Genomic DNA, 18,829 nt, shown 5'->3' on the forward strand with positions numbered 1-18,829 from the left:
CTTGCGCGGCGACCCCCGGCAGGCTGGTTCACCATGAGCACTGTGAACACGATGCGAGCCATCAGCCAGGACGTCCTCGGCGGTCCCGAGGTCCTGCAGGAAGTGGAACTGGCGCGCCCCGAGCCGCGCACCAACGAGGTACTGGTCAGGGTCCGCGCCGCCGGCGTCAACCCGACCGACTGGAAGCACCGTGCGACCGGCGGTTTCCTGGGCAGGCCGCCCTTCGTCCTGGGCTGGGACGTCTCCGGCGTGGTCGAGGCGGTCGGGATCGGCGTGGCCCGCTTCCGGCCCGGCGACGAGGTCTTCGGCATGCTGGCCTACCCGTTCGGTCACGGCTCGCACGCCGAGTACGTCACGGCCCCGGCGCGCTGGTTCGCCCACAAGCCGGCCTCGATCGACCACACGCAGGCGGGCGCGCTGCCGCTGGTGTCGCTGACCGCCTGGCAGGCCCTGGTCGAGTACGCCGACCTGCAGCCGGGGCAGCGGGTGCTGATCCACGCGGCGGCCGGCGGGGTCGGGCACGTGGCGGTGCAGATCGCCAAGGCGCGGGGCGCGTACGTGATCGGCACGGCGAGCGCGGGCAAGCACGAGTTCCTGCGCGGGATCGGCGTGGACGAGGCGATCGACTACCAGGAGACGGACTTCGCGGAGGCCGTGAAGGACGTGGACGTCGTCCTGGACACGATCGGTGGCGACACCTCGACGCGTTCGCTGCGCGTGCTGCGCCCGGGCGGGATCGCCGTCTCGATCCTGCCGGTGGGTTCGGACGAGTTCCAGGAGGAGGCCGAGCGGCTCGGTGTCCGGGCGCTGCGGATGCTCGTCGACGCCTCGCACAGCGGCATGAAGGCGATCGCGGAGCTGGTGGAGGCGGGGAAGCTGCGCCCCGCGATCGCCGGCACCTTCCCGCTGGCCGATGCCGCCGAGGCACATGCGCTCGGCGACACCGGCCGCACCGTGGGGAAGCTGGTCCTGACGGTCGACTGACGGACCGTCAGAAGGTGAGCACGGGCTTGATCGCCTTGCCCGCGCCCATGTCCCGCACCGCCTGGTCGATCTCCGCGAACGGATAGGTGCTGATCAGGCGGTGCAGCGGGAGTCGTCCTTCCTTGACCAGTTGGACCAGCGCCGGGATGAAGGTCTGCGTCTCGGCGTCACCGAGGGTGAGGCCGACGACCTGCTTGCCGCCCAGCAACCCGTTGACGTCCAGGGCGACTTCGGAGCCGAACGGCGGGGCGCCGACGACGACCAGGGTGCCGCGCGCGGCGAGCGAGTCGACGCCCTGGCGCAGCACGGCGACGCTGCCGGTCGTCTCCACGACGCCGTCCGCGCCCTGGCCACCGGTGATCTCCGCGAGCGCCTCGGCGAGGTCGGCCTCGCCCACGTTGACGGTGTGGGTGGCGCCCAACTCCTTGGCCAGGGAAAGGCGTTCGCCGACCTTGTCGACGGCCACGATCCGGGTGGCGGGGGTGAGGGCGGCGGCCATCACGGCGGACAGGCCGACGGCACCGGCGCCCAGGACGACGATCGTGCTGCCCGTCACCGGCTTCAGCACGTTCCAGACCGCACCCACTCCGGTCTGGACACCGCAGCCCAGCGGTGCGATCGACTCCAGCGGTACGTCCGCGTCGACCTTGACGAGGCTGCGCTCGTCCACCAACGCCCGCTCGGCGAAGGAGGACTGACCGAAGAAGTGCCCGCCGAGCGGGGTGCCGTCGCGGCTGATGGTGCTGGTGCCGTCGGCACGGACACCGCCGATGAGGTTCAGCGGCAGCCAGGTCGCGCAGTACGCGGGGTGGCCGCCGTGGCAGTTGCGGCACTCGCCGCAGGAGCTGAAGGACAGCACGACGTGGTCGCCGGGCACGATGCCGGTGACGGCCGACCCGACGGCCTCGACGACGCCCGCTCCCTCATGACCCAGAACTCCGGGCAGAGGAAAGGGCAGTCCGCCGCTCGCGACGCCGAGGTCGGTGTGGCACAGGCCGGTGGCCACCATGCGGACCAGTGCCTCGTGCGGTCCCGGCTCGTCGAGCTCGACATCGCTCAGGGTGAAGGGTGCTCCGCCGGACTCGACCACAGCGGCGCGGGTGGTGATGGACATCGTACGAACTCCCATTGTCTTCGGGCGTGTTCAGCGTTTTCGGGTGTGTTCGGCGTCTGCGGGTGTGTTCGGCCGAGCTCAGTCGAGCGAGACGACGACGGACTTGACCTTGGTGTAGGCGGCAAGGGCCTCGGGCCCGTACTCGCGGCCGTAGCCGGAGTCCTTGACGCCGCCGAAGGGCACCGCCGGGTCGAGCATGGCCCAGTCGTTGATCCAGACGATGCCCGCCTGGAGTCGGTCGGCGACGCGGTGGGCGCGGGCGAGGTTCTGGGTCTGGACGCCCGAAGCCAGGCCGTACGGCGTGGAGTTGGCGAGCTCGACGGCCTCCTCCTCGGTGTCGAAGGGCTGAACCGTGAGGACCGGTCCGAAGATCTCCTCCTGGACGACACGGGAGTCGTTCGACAGGTCGGCGATCACCGTGGGCTTGTAGTAGTAGCCGCCGTCGAGGTCGAGCCGCTCGCCGCCGCAGACGATGCGGCCACCCTCCTTGCGGGCCAGGTCGACGTACTCCTCGACCTTCTTCAGGTGCTTCTCCCCCGCCATCGGTCCGACGACGGTCTCGGGGTTGCGCGGGTCGCCGAGCGGTACGCCGGGGACCGCCTCGGAGAGGATGCCGAGCAGGGTGCTGTAGACCGGGCGCGCCACCAGCAGGCGCGGGCCGCCCATGCAGAACTGGCCGGTGTTGAAGACGAAGCCCTTGATGATCGCGCCGACGGCCTTCTCCAGGTCGGCGTCCTCGAAGACGATGTGGGCGGCGTTGCCGCCGAGCTCCATGGTGACGGGCTTGAGGGCCTCGCCGGCGGTGCTCGCCACGTGGCGGCCGATCGCGGTGGAGCCGGTGAAGGCGACCTTGTCGATCCCGCGATGGCGCAGCAGCGCCTCACCGGCCACCGGGCCGGTGCCGGTGACCACGTTGACGACGCCGTCCGGGACGCCCGCCTCCTTGAGCAGCCGGGCCATGTATAGGGCGCTCAGCGGTGTCTCGTCGGCCGGCTTGTGCACCACGGTGTTGCCGGCGGCGAGCGCGGGACCGATCTTCGAGCCGGCCAGGATCAGCGGGAAGTTGAAGGGTGTGATCGCGGCGACCACACCGAGCGGCTCGCGCTTGGTGTACGCGAGCGCGTTCATGGGGGTGTCGCGGATCGAGCCGTCCAGGGAGTGGGCGAGGGCGGCGAAGTGCTCGTAGTCGTTGGCCGCGTTCGTCACGTCGACGGCGTGGCACAGCGAGATGGGCTTGCCGACGTCCAGGCTCTCGAGGCGGGCGAGTTCGTCCGCGTTCTGCCGGATCAGCTCGGCGACCCGGTGCAGCACCCGGCCGCGCTCGCGGCCGGACAGCCCGGACCAGGCGCCGCCGTCGAAGGCCTCCCGTGCGGCACGCACGGCCGCGTCCACGTCGGCGGCGCCCGCCTCCGCGACGGTGGTGACGACCGTGCCCCGGGACGGGTCGACCACCTCGGTGCGCGCTCCGTCCGCGGCCTCGCGCCACTGGCCCCCGACAAACAGCTGTCCGGGTTCGATCTCGAAGGTGGTCATCACCACTCCTCAGCCTCATCGCCAAGATTTCAACCAACAGGATTCCTGTTGGTCCGCAGTTTCATTACAGACAGGTTTCCTGTCAATGGTCTACGCTGAACTCATGCTCGACACCCAGGCGACCAAGACCTCTCCGTCCCTGCTCTACATGGTGAAGCAGGTGGAGCTCGTTGTCCGCTCACACCTCGACGAGCTGGTCAAGCCGTCCGGGATCACCGCGCTGCAGTACACCGCGCTCACCGTCCTGGAGCGGCACGACGGACTGTCGGCGGCGCAGCTGGCCCGCGACTCGTTCGTCACCGCGCAGTCCATCGCGGATCTCGTGCGATCCCTGGAGAACCGCGGCCTGGTGCGGCGGGAGCGCAATCCGCAGAGCCGCCGGGAGCTGCTGATCCTGCTGACCGACGCCGGGCGCGAGCTCCTCGCGCAGCACGGGGGTCCCGTCCGGGAGCTGGAGGAGCGGATGGTCCGCGATCTCACGGCGCACCAGACCGAGCAGTTCCGCCAGGCGCTCTCCAAGGCCTGGCACGCGCTGTCGTAGCCGCGTCACGCCCCTCACGGGACGATTTGACGCAAGCGCTCTGACGCAATTCAAAGACATATGTCAATCGAACATGCTCAAATTCACTCCATCGAGGGTAACTTGCAGGGCGGAGAACAGATTTGCGCTCACTCGGGACCCGGGGGCTCGGCTTCGCTCGTACGCTCGCTGCACGCTGTCACCCCGGCCCCCGGTGACCTGCAACCCCGCAGCGGACGGAGCAGGTTGGAGGCGTTGTCGTCGTGGACCGGGAACCTGCGCCGCTCACCCGGCATCTGCGTGTCCACCAGGACCGGGGGCACACGGTGCTGGAGTTCCGCGGCGAGATCGACATCGCCGCGGCCCTGGAGATCGCGCCCTACCTGGACCGGGTGACGGCGCACCCCGATGTCCGCCTGGTGATCGACCTGCGGCACGTCGACTTCTTCGACTGCTCCGGGCTGCGACTGCTCTACCGGGCCCGTGGCCGGGTGCTCGACCAGGACGGGGAGCTGCGGCTCGTCTGCACCCACCCGCTCACGCTGCGCATCCTTCGGGTCACCGGGCTGGCCCGGATGCTGCCCGCGCATGCGACCCTGGACGCGGCCCTGGGCCAGCCGGAGGCCACGTCCGAGTCGTTATGACGGCCGCTGTGACAACGGCTGCCGAGACGACGGTCTCTCCTTGAGGAACGTCACTTGAGGATCTTCGTCACCTGTCCGGCGCCCACCGTCCGGCCGCCCTCGCGGATGGCGAACTTCAGGCCCTCCTCCATGGCGATGGGCTGGATCAGCACGACGTGCATGCCGGTGTTGTCTCCCGGCATGACCATCTCGGTGCCCTTGGGCAGGGTCACCACACCGGTCACGTCCGTCGTGCGGAAGTAGAACTGCGGGCGGTAGTTCTCGAAGAACGGCGTGTGCCGGCCGCCCTCGTCCTTCGACAGGATGTACGCCTGCCCCTCGAACTCCGTGTGCGGGGTGACCGTCCCGGGCTTGATGACGACCTGCCCGCGCTCCACGTCCTCCCGCTTCACGCCGCGCAGCAGGAGCCCGACGTTCTCGCCGGCCCGGCCCTCGTCGAGCAGCTTGCGGAACATCTCGATGCCGGTGACGGTCGTCTTTGTCTTCTGCTCGTGGATGCCGATGATCTCGACCTCGTGGTTCACGTGCAGCACACCGCGCTCGATCCGGCCGGTGACGACGGTGCCGCGGCCGGTGATGGTGAAGACGTCCTCGATCGGCATGAGGAAGGGCCGGTCCACGTCCCGCACCGGCTCGGGCACGAACTCGTCGACGGCGGCGAGGAGTTCGAGCACCGACTGCGTCCACTGCGCGTCGCCTTCGAGGGCCTTGAGCGCGGAGACCTTGACGACCGGGACGTCGTCGCCGGGGAACTCGTACTCGGTCAGCAGCTCACGCACTTCCAGCTCGACGAGTTCCAGGATCTCCTCGTCGTCCACCATGTCGGTCTTGTTGAGTGCTACGACGATGTACGGCACGCCCACCTGCCGGGCCAGCAGCACATGTTCCTTGGTCTGCGGCATGGGCCCGTCCGTGGCCGCGACGACCAGGATCGCGCCGTCCATCTGGGCGGCGCCCGTGATCATGTTCTTGATGTAGTCCGCGTGCCCGGGGCAGTCGACGTGCGCGTAGTGCCGGCGCTCGGTCTGGTACTCGACGTGGGCGATCGAGATCGTGATGCCGCGCTGCCGCTCCTCGGGCGCCTTGTCGATCTGGTCGAACGGCGTGAACGGGTTCAGGTCGGGAAACCTGTCGTGCAACACCTTCGTGATGGCCGCCGTGAGCGTCGTCTTGCCGTGGTCGATGTGACCGATCGTGCCGATGTTCACGTGCGGCTTGGTCCGCTCGAACTTCGCCTTCGCCACTGCAAGCCCTCCTGGTCACCTGAGTGATGCGTCACCTGGGACGCCGAGCCTTGCTCCACTCCCTCATGTCTATTCGCTTCGCGGCGCGTCGAACAGGGCGCTGACGGACTCGCCGTTGTGAATGCGGCGCACGGCCTCGGCGAGGGCGGGGGCGATCGACAGGATCCGCAGCTTCTCGGTGCGCTCCTCCTCCGGGACCGGCACCGTGTTGGTGCACACGATCTCCTGCACGTCCGGCTGCTCGCCGATCCGCTTGAGCGCCCCGGCCGCGAACAGGCCGTGCGTGCAGGCGACCCGGATCGAACGGGGCCCCAACTCCCGCAGCCGTTCGAGGAGTTCGAGCACCGTGCTGCCCTTGGCGATCTCGTCGTCCAGCACGATGACATCGCGTCCCGTGACCTCGCCGATGACCGAGCTGATGGCGACCTGGTCGTCCGCGAACCGCTGCTTGGCACCGGCGGCCACCTGGGCGCCGATCATCCGCGCGAACGCGGCCGCCTCCTTGGCGTTGCCGAGGTCCGGCGAGACCACGGTGGTGCGGGACAGGTCGTACTGCCGGAAGTGCGCGGCCAGTTCCCGCAGGGCGTGCAGGTGGTCGACCGGTACCGAGAAGAAGCCGTGCACCTGCGGCGAGTGCAGCGTCATGGCCAGGACCCGGCTCGCCCCCGCCGCCACCAGCAGGTCCGCGACCAGCCGACCGCCGAGGGAGATCCGGGGCGCGTCCTTCTTGTCGGAGCGGGCGTAGGAGTAGTGCGGCATGACGACGGCGATCCGCGCCGCCGACGCCCCGCGGGCCGCGTCGCACATCAGCAGCAGCTCGACGAGGTTCTCCTGGACCGGCTTGACCAGCGGCTGGATCAGGAAGACGTCCCGCTCGCGACAGTTGGCCTGGAGCTGCACCTCCAGACAGTCGTTGGCGAAACGGCTGACCCGGGTGGGGCTGAGCGGCACACCGAGATGCGCACAGACCTCCGCCGCCAGGTCGGGGTGGGCACTGCCGCTGAACACGGAGATGTCTCGCACGATCCGCTCCTAGCATGATCATTCCGGGTGACGGGCTCATGCTACTGACCTCGGAAATTCGGTTGCGATGCGCCACCTGCCGCGCGCCATCATGGCGGCGTACGAATTCCCTCACTTTCAGGAGATCCCATGCGCCGACTCCTCGGAATCAACCAGCGCCCCCATCGGCCCACGGTTCCCGAGGACTCGACCCCGCATGCACACCCTGAACATCGGAATTCTCGCCCACGTCGACGCCGGTAAGACCAGCCTCACCGAGCGGCTGCTGTTCGACCACGGAGCGATCGACCGGCTCGGCAGCGTCGACGGCGGTGACACCCGTACGGACGACGGTGCGATCGAGCGGCAGCGCGGCATCACGATCCGCTCTGCCGTCGCCGCGTTCACCGTCGGCGGCACCCAGATCAACCTGATCGACACCCCCGGCCACTCCGACTTCATCGCCGAGGTCGAACGCGCCCTGGAGGTCCTGGACGGCGCGGTGCTGCTGCTGTCCGCCGTGGAAGGCGTACAGGCGCAGACGAGGGTGCTGATGAGGACGCTGCGGCGGTTGCGGCTGCCCACGCTCGTCTTCGTCAACAAGATCGACCGGGCGGGCGCCCGGTCCGAGGGCCTGCTCGCCGACATCCGGCGCAGGCTGACGCCGTACGTCGCACCGCTTACGGACGTGACGGGCATCGGGACCGCCGACGCCCGCGTGACGGCCCGCCCGCCCGGGGATCCACAGCTGGCCGAAGCCCTGGCGGAGGTCGACCCGGTCGTCCTCACGGCGGTCGTGGACGGCCCCGAGCCCACGCCGGACGACCTGCGCAAGGCGCTTGCCGCGCGCACCGCCGACGGCTCGTTCCACCCTGTCTTCTTCGGCTCGGCCCTCGGTGGACAGGGTGTCTCGGAGCTGGTCGAGGGTGTGATCGGGCTGATCCCGCCCGCACAGGCAACGGAAGGTGCGGGTCCGCGCGGCACGGTGTTCGCCGTACGGCCCGGACCGGGCGGCGAGCGGACGGCGTATCTGCGGCTGTACGACGGTGAGGTGACACCACGTCAGCGCCTCGCCCTCCTACGACGGGAGGCCGACGGCCGGACGACGGAAGTCGCCGGACAGGTGAACCGCCTCGACGTGATCGGACGGGCCGGGCCGTCACTCACCGCCGGGAACATCGCGGCACTCACCGGTCTGGGCGGCGTCCGTGTGGGCGACCGGCTGGGCCAACTGGCCGACCGTGCGGCGCAGTTCGCGCCGCCCACGCTGGAGACCCTGGTCCGGGCCCGGCACCCCGAACAGGCCGCCCCGCTCCGCTCGGCCCTGCTTGCCCTCGCCGACCAGGACCCGCTGATGCACGCCCGGCCCGCGGCCGCCGGCACCACCGCGTTGCTCCTGTACGGCGAGGTGCAGATGGAGGTGCTCGCGGCCACGCTCGCCCAGGACTTCGGCATCGAGGCCGACTTCGAACCGGGCCGCGTACGGTTCCTGGAGCGCCCGCGGGGCGTCGGTGAGGCCTCGGAGGAGATGCCGTGGCACCTCGGCACGCGCTACTGGGCGACGGTCGGAGTGCGGGTCGAGCCGGGGCCCCGCGGCTCGGGCGGAGTGTTCACGTACACGACGGAACTCGGCGCACTCCCCCGCGCCTTCCACCAGGCCATCGAGGACACGGTGCACGCGACCATGGCGACCGGGCTCAACGGAGCGCCCGTGACCGACTACCGGGTCACGCTGATCCGCTCCGGCTACTGCTCGCCGATCAGCACGGCCGCCGACTTCCGGGGGCTCACCCCGATCGTGCTGCACAGCGCGCTGCAGCGGGCGCGAACCCGGCTGTACGAGCCCTACCACGCCTTCGAAGCGGAGGTCCCCCTCGACGCACTGTCCCCGGTGACGGCCCAACTAGCCTCGTACGGAGCGGAGTTCACGGGCACCACGGGCGGTACGACGGCCTGGCTGATCACCGGCGAACTACCGGCCCGGCGGGTACGCGACATCGAACTGCGCCTGCCCGGGCTGACGCATGGCGAGGGGGTGTGGTGGTCGCGGGTGTCGGGTGACCGGGAACTGCGGTCGCACTAAGCGCTCCGCTGGAAGTGCGGTGGTCATCCTGCGGGCCGTTGGGGGCTGGTCGCGCCCACGCGGCGGAGCCGCATATGGATACAGGCCCGCGCCCCATACGGGGCGTGGTGCCGCACCGAACTTCGCCAAGGCCGCTTAGACCGTTGCCGGTGGCCAAGGACCGCGGCGGCGAGGCAGGCGCGCGCGAGCAGCGGTGCGGGCGCCCCGCGGAGCGACACCGCGCTCACGTCAGCACGCGCGCGAACCGCCGCCCCACCAGGGCATGTTCACCACGACACCGGCAACCGCTTCGGGCTTCGTGTCAGTTGGCCCTCGCGCCACTCGATCGTCTCGGGTGCGAACTCGGCGCGCAGGGTGGGGAAGTGGGCCGCGAGGCGGTGCAGGGCCAGGCCCAGTTCCAGGCGGGCGAGCCAGGCGCCGAGGCAGTGGTGGGGGCCGGCGCCGAAGATCACGCTGGGTGAGGTCAGCGGTGTGAAGAGGTCGGGCGGGCCGGGCGGGAAGACGTCGGGGTCGCGGCTCGCGGAGTTGGTCTGGACGGCGACCACGCTGCCCGCCGGGATGGTCACTCCGCCGACCTCGGTGTCCTCGACAGCGCGGCGGAGCAGGCCGGGCAGTACCCGTCCCTCGCTGAGCGGGACGGCGCGCAGCAGTTGCTCGGCCGCGACCGATGCCGCCTCCTCGTCCTCGGCGAGGCCGGGCCAGGCCTCCTGCCGGTCGGTGAGGAGGTAGACGACGATGTTGCCGAGCGCCGTCATGGTGGTCTCGTGACCGGCGACGACCAGCCCGCACACCAGGGTCACCAGCTGCCGTTCCTCGATCCCCAGGCTGTCGCCCGCCGTCACCAGCCCGCTCACCAGGTCGTCACCGGGAGCCTTGCGCCGCTGGGCAACGAGATCGGCGGCGAAGGACCCGAACTCGAGCATGGCGGCCACGACTTGTTCCCGCGTGTGCGCGCCGCCCGAGAGCGCGTGGTCGGCCCAGTGGCGGATGCGTTCGCGGTCCACGTGGTCGAGTCCCATGAGCCGGGAGATGACGGAGACGGGCAGGGGGCGCGTGAAGCCCTCGACGATGTCCGCGGGGCGGTCCTGCCGTGCGAAGTCGTCGAGGAGCGACTCGACCACCGAGGCCACCCAGGGCCGCCAGAGGGCGATAGCCCGCGGCGTGAACGCCCGCTGCACGGTGCCGCGCAGCCGCTGGTGCGCTTCGCCGTCCTGGTTGACGAGCCCGTTCGGGTTGTCCAGCAGGTTCGGTACGACGAGCAGCGGCGGGGCGTCCTCGGCGTGCAGGGAACTCCTGTTGAAGCGGGGGTCCATGAGCACCTGACGCACCTCGGCGTACCGGGTCACGAGCCACACCGGGGTGCCCGTGGCGAGCATCCCCGGCCGGGGTGGCCCGGGCTCGGGGAGGTCGATGCGGTGCATGGGGCACAGGGGCCGGGACGTGCTGTCTGTACTCATCCGGGACTCCAGACGCGCTGGTACGGAGAGTTCTCCACGCTAGTGCGCCCTCCGTGCCCCCGTCAGGGGGGCCATTCGGCCAACCGCGCGGTCTGACAAGGGTTTTGAGGGGCATTCGGTCAGTAGGAAGGAGGGCCGTCGCCATGACGACTCCCATCAGGCGCATGTCCAGGCGCATGCCCGGCTGGGCGAAGGCGGTGAGCGCCGTCGTGCTGGTGCTCGTGGTGTTCTTCGCCGGGATCAGGCTGAGTGTGCTCCCGGGCCTCAAGGACCTGTTCGGCACGGAAACGCACGACCGCTCCGGACCCGCACTGCTCCAGTCCATCCAGGACATGAGCCGTTACGACGCCGCCTCCGGCAACTTCCAGGTCGTCGTCGACCTGGAAAAGGACACCAAGTACCTGCCCGACGCCGTCCGCGGCTCCCGCACCCTGTACATCGGTGCGGGCACCGTCGACGCCTATGTCGACCTCGGCAAGGTCGGCAAGGACGACGTGACGGTCAACGACGACCGCACGTCCGCCACACTCCGGCTGCCGCACGCGGCGCTCGGCAAGCCGGCCCTGAACCCCGACCGCTCCTACGCCGTGTCCAAGCAGCGCGGTCTCCTCGACCGCCTCGGCGACCTCTTCTCGGACAACCCCAACAGCGAACAGGCCGTACAGAAGCTCGCCGTCAGGCACATCGGTGACGCGGCGAAGGACAGCGGGCTGACCAAGCGGGCCGAGACCAACACCACCGACATGCTCGACGGCCTGCTGCGTTCCCTCGGGTTCAAGGAGGTGCAAGTCAGCTACGGCAGCTGATCCGCGTGGTCCCCGACGTGCCCGGACCGGGCGCCGCAGCGGCAGCGCCCGGTCCGGGGCGGCGGGCTCCGCTCGCACGACGGCGCGGCATTCTCAACCGTCGAGCGGGTAACCGCCCTGGAACGCAGGGAAGTTGAAGACTGGAGGACCGGATGGCCCGTGCAGCCCTAGGACCACGTTCAGCGTTGCGCCTGCGTACCACCAAGTCCGACAAGAACGCCAAGAACGCCAAGCCAGGCGCGCCCGCCAAGCCCGAAAGCAAGGCGCGCAAGCCCGAGAGCAAGCCGCGCAAGCCTGAGAGCAAACCGCGGCCGGCCCGTCGCGAGCGGCATGTGATGCCCTTTCCGATCCGGCTGCTGGCGATGCTGTGCGCCTTCGGGTTCATGGTGGCGTTCGCCGTGGTGCTGGCCCGGCTGACGCTGGAGCCCTCCCCCGCATCGGTGTCGCTGGCCCACACCAATCTGCATCCGGGCCGCTCGCTGAAGGCCTATCTGGACCAGCCGGCACTGCGGGACGCCGTGAAGCAGATCGGCGGAAACCTGCTGCTGGGCGTCCCGTTCGGCATCCTCGTCCCGGTCGTCGCCCCACGGGCCCGCGGACTGCTGCGGGTGCTGCTGCTGACCGCCGTGGTCATGCTGCTGGTGGAGTTCGCCCAGGGTGCGCTGATCACCGGGCGGGCCTTCGACATCGACGACGTCATCCTCAACACCAGCGGCGCACTGATCGGTTACGTACTGCTCGGCCGGCGACTGGGCCGGGCGGTGCACGCGCGGGAACGGCTGCCCCGCCGGTCTGCGAAGAAGAAGGCAGGAGACGCCTAGCCGAACTTCTTCAACTCCTGGTCCGTACCAACCTATTGACGGCACCCTTATCTCACTTCTTAAATCAAGAGGCGACGCCTTCACCCCCCACCTCGGCCGGCCCACCCGTGTGTCCGGCCGCCGTACGGAAGGAAGTGCCGTGGCCTCCCCACGCCTGCTGCGCAGATGTCTGTTCGCCGCCCTGTCCGCCGTACTGGTCGCGTCCGTCGCGACCGGTGCGGCGCAGGCCGATCCGCCGGAGGCGAGTGCCGCCGCGGCGACGTTCTCCGACACCTTCGACGGGCCCGCCGGTGCCGCGGTCGACTCCTCGAAGTGGCAGGTCGAGACCGGCGACAACGTCAACAACCACGAGCGGCAGTACTACACCTCGGGCAACAAGAACGCGGCCCTGGACGGCCAGGGGCACCTGGTGATCACGGCCCGGCGCGAGAACCCGGCCAACTACCAGTGCTGGTACGGCACCTGCCAGTACACCTCGGCCCGGCTGAACACCTCCGGGAAGTTCAACGCGCAGTACGGGCACGTCGAGGCCCGGATGAAGATCCCGCGCGGGCAGGGCATGTGGCCCGCGTTCTGGATGCTCGGCACACCGGTCAACTGGCCGGACTCGGGCGAGATCGACGTCATGGAGAACGTGGGCTTCGAGCCCTCGACCGTCCACGGCACCATCCACGGCCCCGGCTACTCGGGCTCGGGCGGCATAGGCGCGGCCTACTCACTGCCGAACGGCCAGGCCTTCGCCGACGCCTTCCACACCTTCGCCGTCGACTGGGCGCCCGACTCGATCACCTGGTCGGTGGACGGCACCGTCTACCAGCGGCGTACGCCCGCCGACCTGGGCGGCAGGACCTGGGTGTTCAACAAGCCGTTCTTCCTCATCCTGAACCTGGCGGTGGGCGGCTACTGGCCCGGCGACCCGGACGGCTCCACCGCCTTCCCACAGCAGCTGGTGGTGGACTCGGTGTCGGTGACGACCGGCGACACCGCCACGGGCGCGGCGATCAGGGGCCTCGCCGGCAAGTGCGTGGACGTCGCCGGGGCGAACCCCGCCAACGGCACACCGGTGCAGCTCTACGACTGCAACGGCAGCGCCGCGCAGCAGTGGACCGTCGGCTCCGACGGCACGCTGCGGGCGCTCGGCAAGTGCCTGGACGTCACGGGCAACGGCACCGCGGACGGGTCGACCGTCCAGCTGTGGGACTGCACCGGCGGCCCCAACCAGAAGTGGACGGTCACCGGGGCGCAGGACATCGTCAACCCGCAGGCCGACAAGTGCCTGGACGTCACCGGCAACGTCCCGGACAACGGAACCCGGCTGCAACTGTGGACCTGCTCGGGCGGAGCCAACCAGAAGTGGACGGTCGGCTGAGCCGCACTGCTCTCAGCGCAAGCGCGGCCGCCAGGTGAACTTGTCGCCGCCCACCCAGCGCACCACGTCGGGATCGTCCAGGTCGTGGATCGTGATGCCGAACGCGGCGGCGGCCTCGAGGACGTCGGTGATGGACTTCGCCTCGCCGACCACTTCTCCGTCGATCTCCACGATCCGGAACGGCGGCGTGGTCGGATGCACACCGAGCACAATGATCCGCGGACGGGAGACACGCGGGCTGTCGATTTCCGTCATGCAATAGAGCGTAGGACGCATTCCGGGCGGAAGGCTCGTCACGGACTCCATGGATCGAGCACGCGGTGCGGCCCGGGCGCGGCTGGGCAACCCTGGAGGTGGAGGTCACCATGGATCCCCTCGATGCACTGGACCGGATCGCCTTCCTGCTGGAGCGCTCCCTCGCGCCGGCCTACCGCGTCCGCGCCTTCCGCACGGCGTCCCGCGTCCTGGCTTCGCTGCCCGGGGAAGAAATGCGCGAGCGGGCGGCCGACGGGTCTCTGGAGTCGCTCAAGGGCATCGGCCCGAAGACGGCGCAGGTGGTGCGGGAGGCGCTGGCCGGGCAGGTGCCGGACTATCTGCGGAAGCTGGAGGGCGAGGCCGCGGCGCCGCTCCCCCAGGGCGGCCAGGAGCTGCGAGCGCGACTGCGCGGGGACTGCCACCTGCACTCCGACTGGTCGGACGGGGGCAGCCCGATCGAGGAGATGGGCAGGGCCGCGGCGGCGCTCGGGCATGACTGGGCGGTGCTGACCGACCACTCGCCGCGGCTGACCGTCGCGCGCGGTCTGTCGCCCGAGCGGCTGCGGGAGCAGCTGGAGGTGGTGGCGGAGCTGAATGCGACCTGGGCGCCGTTCCGGCTGCTCACCGGCATCGAGTGCGACATCCTCGACGACGGTTCGCTGGACCAGGAGCCGGAGCTGCTGGAGCATCTCGACCTCGTGGTGGTGTCCGTCCATTCCAAGCTGCGTATGGACGCCCGCTCGATGACCCGTCGGATGGTGGCCGCCGTACGCGATCCGCACTCGGACGTGCTCGGGCACTGCACCGGGCGCCTGCTGACCGGGCGGGGGCGGCCCGAGTCGGAGTTCGACGCGGACGAGGTGTTCGCCGCGTGCGCCGAGAACGGCACGGCCCTGGAGATCAACAGCCGGCCGGAGCGGCTCGACCCGCCACGGCGGCTGCTGCGCCGGGCGGTGGACGCGGGCGTCCTCTTCTCGATCGACACGGACGCCCACGCGCCCGGCCAGCTGGACTGGCAGATCCATGGCTGCGCCCGGGCGGAGGAGTGCGGGGTGCCCGCCGAGCGGGTGGTGACCACCTGGCCCCTGGACAACCTGCTCGCCTGGACCCGGGAGCGGCGCACGCCCGCGGGAGTCGCGAGCCCCTGACTCGACCCGGCGCCGCCCGCACGCCGTTGTGCGTCACCGCCGCTTCGACCGGTTGCCCGCACTGCCGGACGCCCCCTGAAGCGGCGGTGACGCACATCACCCCGAAACACGGCGGGGAGAGGAACACCAACGAGAGGTTGCCCGTTGAACAACGCGTGGGTGCGGATGGGACAGTGTCCCCGGGCCTCACCTTTTGCCCACAGGGACGATCGTTCGGCTGAAGCCCTGTGGAGCCTTTCGCCGAGAGGCGACCGCCATTCGTGCCCACCACTTGGCGAGCCCCGACCGTGATCCCCCGTCCGGTCGGGGCTCTTTCATGCCACGGCGCAGACGACCGGCCTCGCCCGGCCGCCGGGTCGCGCTTGACTTCGAGAGCACTCCAATTCGTAGCGTTCCGGCATGAGCACTGCACAGCACAAGATCGGATCCGGTTTCGGCGCCACCAGCACCGCCGACGACGTCCTCCAGGGCATCGACCTGACCGGCAAGCTCGCGATCGTCACCGGCGGCTACTCGGGTATCGGCCTGGAGGCCACCCGGGCCCTCACCGAGGCGGGCGCCCATGTCGTCGTCCCGGCCCGCCGCCGGGCGACCGCCGAGGAGGCGCTGACCGGCCTCGGCGGCGTCGAGGTGGACGAGCTGGACCTCGGCGACCTGGAGAGTGTGCGCGGCTTCGCCGAGCGGTTCCTCGCCTCCGGGCGGAACATCGACATCGTGATCGACAGCGCCGGGATCATGGCGTGCCCGGAGACCCGGGTGGGGCCCGGCTGGGAGGCCCAGTTCGCGACGAACCACCTCGGCCACTTCGCCCTGGTCAACCGTCTGTGGCCGGCGATCGCACCGGGCGGCGCCCGGGTCGTCTCCGTCTCCTCGCGCGCCCACCACTTCTCGGGCATGCGCTGGGACGACGTCCACTGGAGTCAGGGCTACGACAAGTGGGAGGCCTACGGGCAGGCCAAGACCGCCAACGTCCTGTTCGCCGTCCACCTCGACAAGCTCGGCCGCGACGCCGGTGTGCGCGCCTTCTCGCTCCACCCCGGCGGCATCATCACGCCGCTCCAACGGCACATCCCCAAGGAGGAGATGGTCGAGCGCGGCTGGATCGACGAGGCCGGCAACGTGCTCAACCCCGCGGGCTTCAAGACCCCGCCGCAGGGCGCGGCCACCCAGGTGTGGGCGGCGACCTCCCCGCAGCTGGACGGCCTCGGCGGCGTCTACCTGGAGGACTGCGACATCGCCGAACCCGCCCCGGAGGACGCGGTCAACGGCGTCAAGGACTGGGCGATCGACCCCGAGCAGGCCGCCCGCCTGTGGGACCTGTCGGCGGAACTGACGGGCGTGAACGCGTTCGCCCGATAGCAGCCTCCGAGTTGGGCGGGGACCGTCAGCGGCCTTCGAGTTCCCTCGGGCCGTAAAGGGCCGCAGGCGCCCCCGTCATCAGTGCCCAGTACCGGTCTCCGTACGACCAATGAGCTCCCCAGCGGAGCGCCTAGTGCGGAGTGCGCTCCTCCAGCGCCGTACGCCACGCCGGTGCCGGCCCCTCGGGAGCCGGTTCGACGCGGCGACCGCCACGGGCGAAGAAGTCGGACAGAGGCAGGATCGCGGCGCCGACGGTGACCGCGTCCGGCCCCAGCCTGCCGAGCTCGACGGTGACCTTCTCCGCCGGATGCCGCAAGGCGTACGACGTCGCGTGGCGCCGTACGGCGGGCAGGAAGCGGGCACCGAGCTGAAGCCCTGCCCAACCCCCGATCAGGATGCGCTCGGGCTGGAAGAGATTGATCAGGTCGGACAGGCCGGCACCCAGATACTCGGCGGTCTCCTCCAGCACGGCGAGCGCCACCGGGTCGGCCTCGGTGCCCTCGGGCGGATACGCGGCGGACAGCATGGCGGTCAGCGCCGTCTCCTCGTCGACACCCTCGGGCGGGCGCCCGCCCTCCTCGCGCCACCGGTCGAGCAGGGACTCGGCGCCCGCGTACGCCTCGAGGCAGCCGAGGGCACCGCACCGGCAGCGGCGCCCCCTGACCCGGACGGTCAGATGCCCCCACTCGACCGCGCGGCCGTACTCCACCTCGGGGGTGACGAGGCAGGCGCCGACGCCGGAGCCGAACAGGACGACGACCGCGTTGCGCGCGCCGCGTCCGCCGCCGAACCACATCTCCGCCTGGCCGAGGGTCTTGGCGCCGTTGTCGATGAAGTACGGGACGGTGTCGGGGAGTTGGGAGGTGGAGCGGAGCAGGTTCTCCAGCGGGACCGCGTCCCAGCCGATGGTCTGCCCGTGGACGACGGCGCCGCGGTCCGGGGTGCGTTCCACGATGCCCGGGACGCCGATGCCGACGCCGAGGAGCTGGTCAGGGGCGATGCCTGCGCCCGCGAGGACCTCGGCGATGCCGTCGCGGATGTGGCCGACGATGACCTCCACCTCGTAGCGCTGCTGCTCCAAGGGGCGTTCGGCGCGGGCGAGTTCGGTGAGGGTCAGGTCGAACAGCTCGATCCGCACCCGGGTTTCGCCGACGTCGACGCCGATCATGTGGCCGCTGGCGGGTGCCACGCGCAGCAGGGTGCGGGGGCGGCCGCCGTCGGAGTCGACGCTGCCGGCCTCCTCTACCAGGCCGTCCGCGACCAGGTCCGCGACGACGTTGCTGACCGAGCCGGAGCTGAGCCCGGTCGCCGGGCCGAGTTCGAAGCGGCTGAGGGGTCCGTCGAAGTAGAGCCGCTGCAGCACGGCCGTGCGGTTGGCCCGCCTGAGATCGCGTACCGTGCGACCGTTCCGCCCCGCAGCCATATGGCCCCCTTCGCACCCTGTTCGACCTGCAACATACCTCCGAGTGCGGGCCCGGCGCGACATTCCTCCAACCCTTAGTTCACGATGTGAGCTAAGAGGTGGCCAGCTCCTCGATCTCGTCGAGGGCCGCGACGAGTTCCGGGGCGACGACGTCCTGGACCCAGCGGTTCTGGTCCTCACCGACCTCCCGCGGGATCGTCTCGGTGAGCATGATCAGGTAGAGGTAGGCGCGGTAGAGGGCCAGGCGGAGGGAGGCCGGGGTGTCGAACTCGGCCCGCCCGCCAGCCTCCCGGTAGCCCCCGAGGAAGGCCTCTTCCTTCCTGATGTCCCCCAGCAGCGCCAGGGAGACGAAGTCGGCCAGCGGGTCGCCCCAGAACATGCGCTCCCCGTCGATGAGCCCGCCGATGCGGGGCTCCCCCGTCGAGCGGTCGACCAGGATGTTGCCCCGCCACAGGTCGAAGTGGACCAGGCTCGGGACGGTGACCTCGTCGAGCGCGGGGTACGCGGTGCGGACGGTGCGGGCCACCTCGTCGGCCGAGCGGGGCAGCCGGGCACCGTACCGGCGGGCGTCGTCGAGGACCGCGTCGAGCATCGTGGTGAAGGCGGTCCGCCAGTCGGGGGCCAGCGGGCCGAGCGCACCCGACGGGTAGCCGAAGGCTGATCCGGTCACCCGGTGCAGACGGGCCACCTGGCGGCCCAACTCCGTACGCAGGGAGGCCTGTTCGCTCTCGGTGAGCGAGCCGTCCCATGCCTCGCCGGGACATGCCGTCATCAGCAGATGGCGTACGGCGGTGTCGTCGTCGACGGTCACGAGGCGGGGTGCCGGGACGTCGACCTCGGCGGCGCCCCGGTAGAACTCGGCTTCGGAGACGAGGAGTCGTCTCTCGTGGCTCAATCCCGGAACGTCCGGTGCGACCTTCAGCACGTAGCGGCTGCCGTCGGTGAGCCGGAGCTCCTCGACGGTGTTGTAGGTGCCGCCGGTCAGGGGGCGCAGGTGGGCGAGACGGTCCGGAGGGATCTGCGCGTCCGCCAGGATGCGTCGGGCCCGTTCCCAGGAGTCAACCACC

Annotated in this window: 17 protein-coding genes and 1 pseudogene; 9 read left to right on the plus strand and 9 right to left on the minus strand. The window is 70.6% G+C overall.

Features of this window, described 5'->3' with window-relative positions; translation table 11 throughout:
- Positions 1 to 33: 33 nt before the first annotated feature.
- Positions 34 to 984, plus strand: a complete 951-nt coding sequence (locus tag OG303_RS05780) for an NADP-dependent oxidoreductase (RefSeq protein WP_405865396.1) — start codon at positions 34 to 36, stop codon at positions 982 to 984.
- A 7-nt stretch (positions 985 to 991) separates the two neighbouring features.
- On the opposite strand, the gene OG303_RS05785 is transcribed toward OG303_RS05780, so the two are convergent.
- Positions 992 to 2,098, minus strand: a complete 1,107-nt coding sequence (locus tag OG303_RS05785; protein ID WP_405865398.1) for an NAD(P)-dependent alcohol dehydrogenase — start codon at positions 2,096 to 2,098, stop codon at positions 992 to 994.
- 78 nt (positions 2,099 to 2,176) lie between these two features.
- Positions 2,177 to 3,631 (minus strand): aldehyde dehydrogenase family protein, encoded by a 1,455-nt coding sequence (locus tag OG303_RS05790; protein WP_405865400.1) that lies wholly within the window; start codon positions 3,629 to 3,631, stop codon positions 2,177 to 2,179.
- A gap of 103 nt (positions 3,632 to 3,734) precedes the next feature.
- Here OG303_RS05790 and OG303_RS05795 point away from each other — a divergent pair, with 103 nt between their 5' ends.
- Together OG303_RS05795 and OG303_RS05800 are read left to right on the plus strand one after the other, a co-directional pair.
- On the plus strand, positions 3,735 to 4,172 hold the full coding sequence (locus tag OG303_RS05795) for a MarR family winged helix-turn-helix transcriptional regulator (RefSeq protein ID WP_405865402.1): 438 nt from the start codon (positions 3,735 to 3,737) through the stop codon (positions 4,170 to 4,172).
- Between the two features lie 242 nt (positions 4,173 to 4,414).
- Positions 4,415 to 4,795, plus strand: a complete 381-nt coding sequence (locus OG303_RS05800) for an anti-sigma factor antagonist (RefSeq protein ID WP_405865404.1) — start codon at positions 4,415 to 4,417, stop codon at positions 4,793 to 4,795.
- 50 nt (positions 4,796 to 4,845) lie between these two features.
- Here OG303_RS05800 and tuf read toward each other — a convergent pair whose 3' ends face one another.
- Together tuf and OG303_RS05810 are read right to left on the minus strand one after the other, a co-directional pair.
- Positions 4,846 to 6,039, minus strand: coding sequence for an elongation factor Tu (tuf, locus tag OG303_RS05805; RefSeq protein ID WP_405865406.1), 1,194 nt, complete (start codon positions 6,037 to 6,039; stop codon positions 4,846 to 4,848).
- 69 nt (positions 6,040 to 6,108) lie between these two features.
- A complete protein-coding gene (locus OG303_RS05810) occupies positions 6,109 to 7,062 on the minus strand; it encodes a ribose-phosphate diphosphokinase (RefSeq protein ID WP_405865408.1) in 954 nt (317 codons plus the stop codon).
- Between the two features lie 196 nt (positions 7,063 to 7,258).
- Here OG303_RS05810 and otr(A) point away from each other — a divergent pair, with 196 nt between their 5' ends.
- Positions 7,259 to 9,124: a tetracycline resistance ribosomal protection protein Otr(A) gene (gene otr(A), locus OG303_RS05815; RefSeq protein ID WP_405865409.1), complete on the plus strand. Its 1,866-nt coding sequence runs from the start codon at positions 7,259 to 7,261 to the stop codon at positions 9,122 to 9,124.
- 266 nt (positions 9,125 to 9,390) lie between these two features.
- Here otr(A) and OG303_RS05820 read toward each other — a convergent pair whose 3' ends face one another.
- The gene (locus tag OG303_RS05820) at positions 9,391 to 10,581 is read right to left on the minus strand and encodes a cytochrome P450 (protein WP_405865411.1); all 1,191 of its coding nucleotides are present in this window, start codon (positions 10,579 to 10,581) and stop codon (positions 9,391 to 9,393) included.
- A gap of 143 nt (positions 10,582 to 10,724) precedes the next feature.
- Between OG303_RS05820 and OG303_RS05825 the strand changes: the two genes are divergently transcribed.
- The 3 genes from OG303_RS05825 to OG303_RS05835 all read left to right on the plus strand — a co-directional run bounded on the left by OG303_RS05825 (position 10,725) and on the right by OG303_RS05835 (position 13,577).
- Entirely contained in the window at positions 10,725 to 11,387 is a 663-nt protein-coding gene (locus OG303_RS05825; protein WP_405865413.1) for a DUF4230 domain-containing protein, read from the plus strand.
- Positions 11,388 to 11,539: 152 nt separating this feature from the next.
- Complete coding sequence (locus OG303_RS05830; RefSeq protein WP_405865415.1) at positions 11,540 to 12,208, plus strand: VanZ family protein; 669 nt, start codon at positions 11,540 to 11,542, stop codon at positions 12,206 to 12,208.
- A 139-nt stretch (positions 12,209 to 12,347) separates the two neighbouring features.
- A complete protein-coding gene (locus OG303_RS05835) occupies positions 12,348 to 13,577 on the plus strand; it encodes a ricin-type beta-trefoil lectin domain protein (protein ID WP_405865416.1) in 1,230 nt (409 codons plus the stop codon).
- 12 nt (positions 13,578 to 13,589) lie between these two features.
- On the opposite strand, the gene OG303_RS05840 is transcribed toward OG303_RS05835, so the two are convergent.
- A complete protein-coding gene (locus OG303_RS05840; RefSeq protein WP_405865418.1) occupies positions 13,590 to 13,832 on the minus strand; it encodes a hypothetical protein in 243 nt (80 codons plus the stop codon).
- A gap of 110 nt (positions 13,833 to 13,942) precedes the next feature.
- On the opposite strand from OG303_RS05840, the gene OG303_RS05845 reads away from it, so the two are divergent.
- The gene (locus OG303_RS05845) at positions 13,943 to 14,980 is read left to right on the plus strand and encodes a PHP domain-containing protein (protein WP_405865420.1); all 1,038 of its coding nucleotides are present in this window, start codon (positions 13,943 to 13,945) and stop codon (positions 14,978 to 14,980) included.
- A 399-nt stretch (positions 14,981 to 15,379) separates the two neighbouring features.
- Complete coding sequence (locus OG303_RS05850) at positions 15,380 to 16,339, plus strand: SDR family NAD(P)-dependent oxidoreductase (RefSeq protein ID WP_405865422.1); 960 nt, start codon at positions 15,380 to 15,382, stop codon at positions 16,337 to 16,339.
- 25 nt (positions 16,340 to 16,364) lie between these two features.
- On the opposite strand, the pseudogene OG303_RS05855 reads toward OG303_RS05850, so the two are convergent.
- The 3 genes and pseudogenes from OG303_RS05855 to OG303_RS05865 form a co-directional block, all read right to left on the minus strand.
- Positions 16,365 to 16,451 (minus strand): annotated as a pseudogene (locus OG303_RS05855) (dipeptidase); the annotation flags it as partial.
- A gap of 18 nt (positions 16,452 to 16,469) precedes the next feature.
- Positions 16,470 to 17,762: an ROK family protein gene (locus tag OG303_RS05860; protein ID WP_405865424.1), complete on the minus strand. Its 1,293-nt coding sequence runs from the start codon at positions 17,760 to 17,762 to the stop codon at positions 16,470 to 16,472.
- 91 nt (positions 17,763 to 17,853) lie between these two features.
- The gene (locus OG303_RS05865) at positions 17,854 to 18,828 is read right to left on the minus strand and encodes a phosphotransferase family protein (protein ID WP_405865425.1); all 975 of its coding nucleotides are present in this window, start codon (positions 18,826 to 18,828) and stop codon (positions 17,854 to 17,856) included.
- Position 18,829 lies beyond the last annotated feature (1 nt).

Origin of the sequence: Streptomyces sp. NBC_00005, assembly GCF_045160215.1 — a bacterium.
GTDB lineage: Bacteria > Actinomycetota > Actinomycetes > Streptomycetales > Streptomycetaceae > Streptomyces.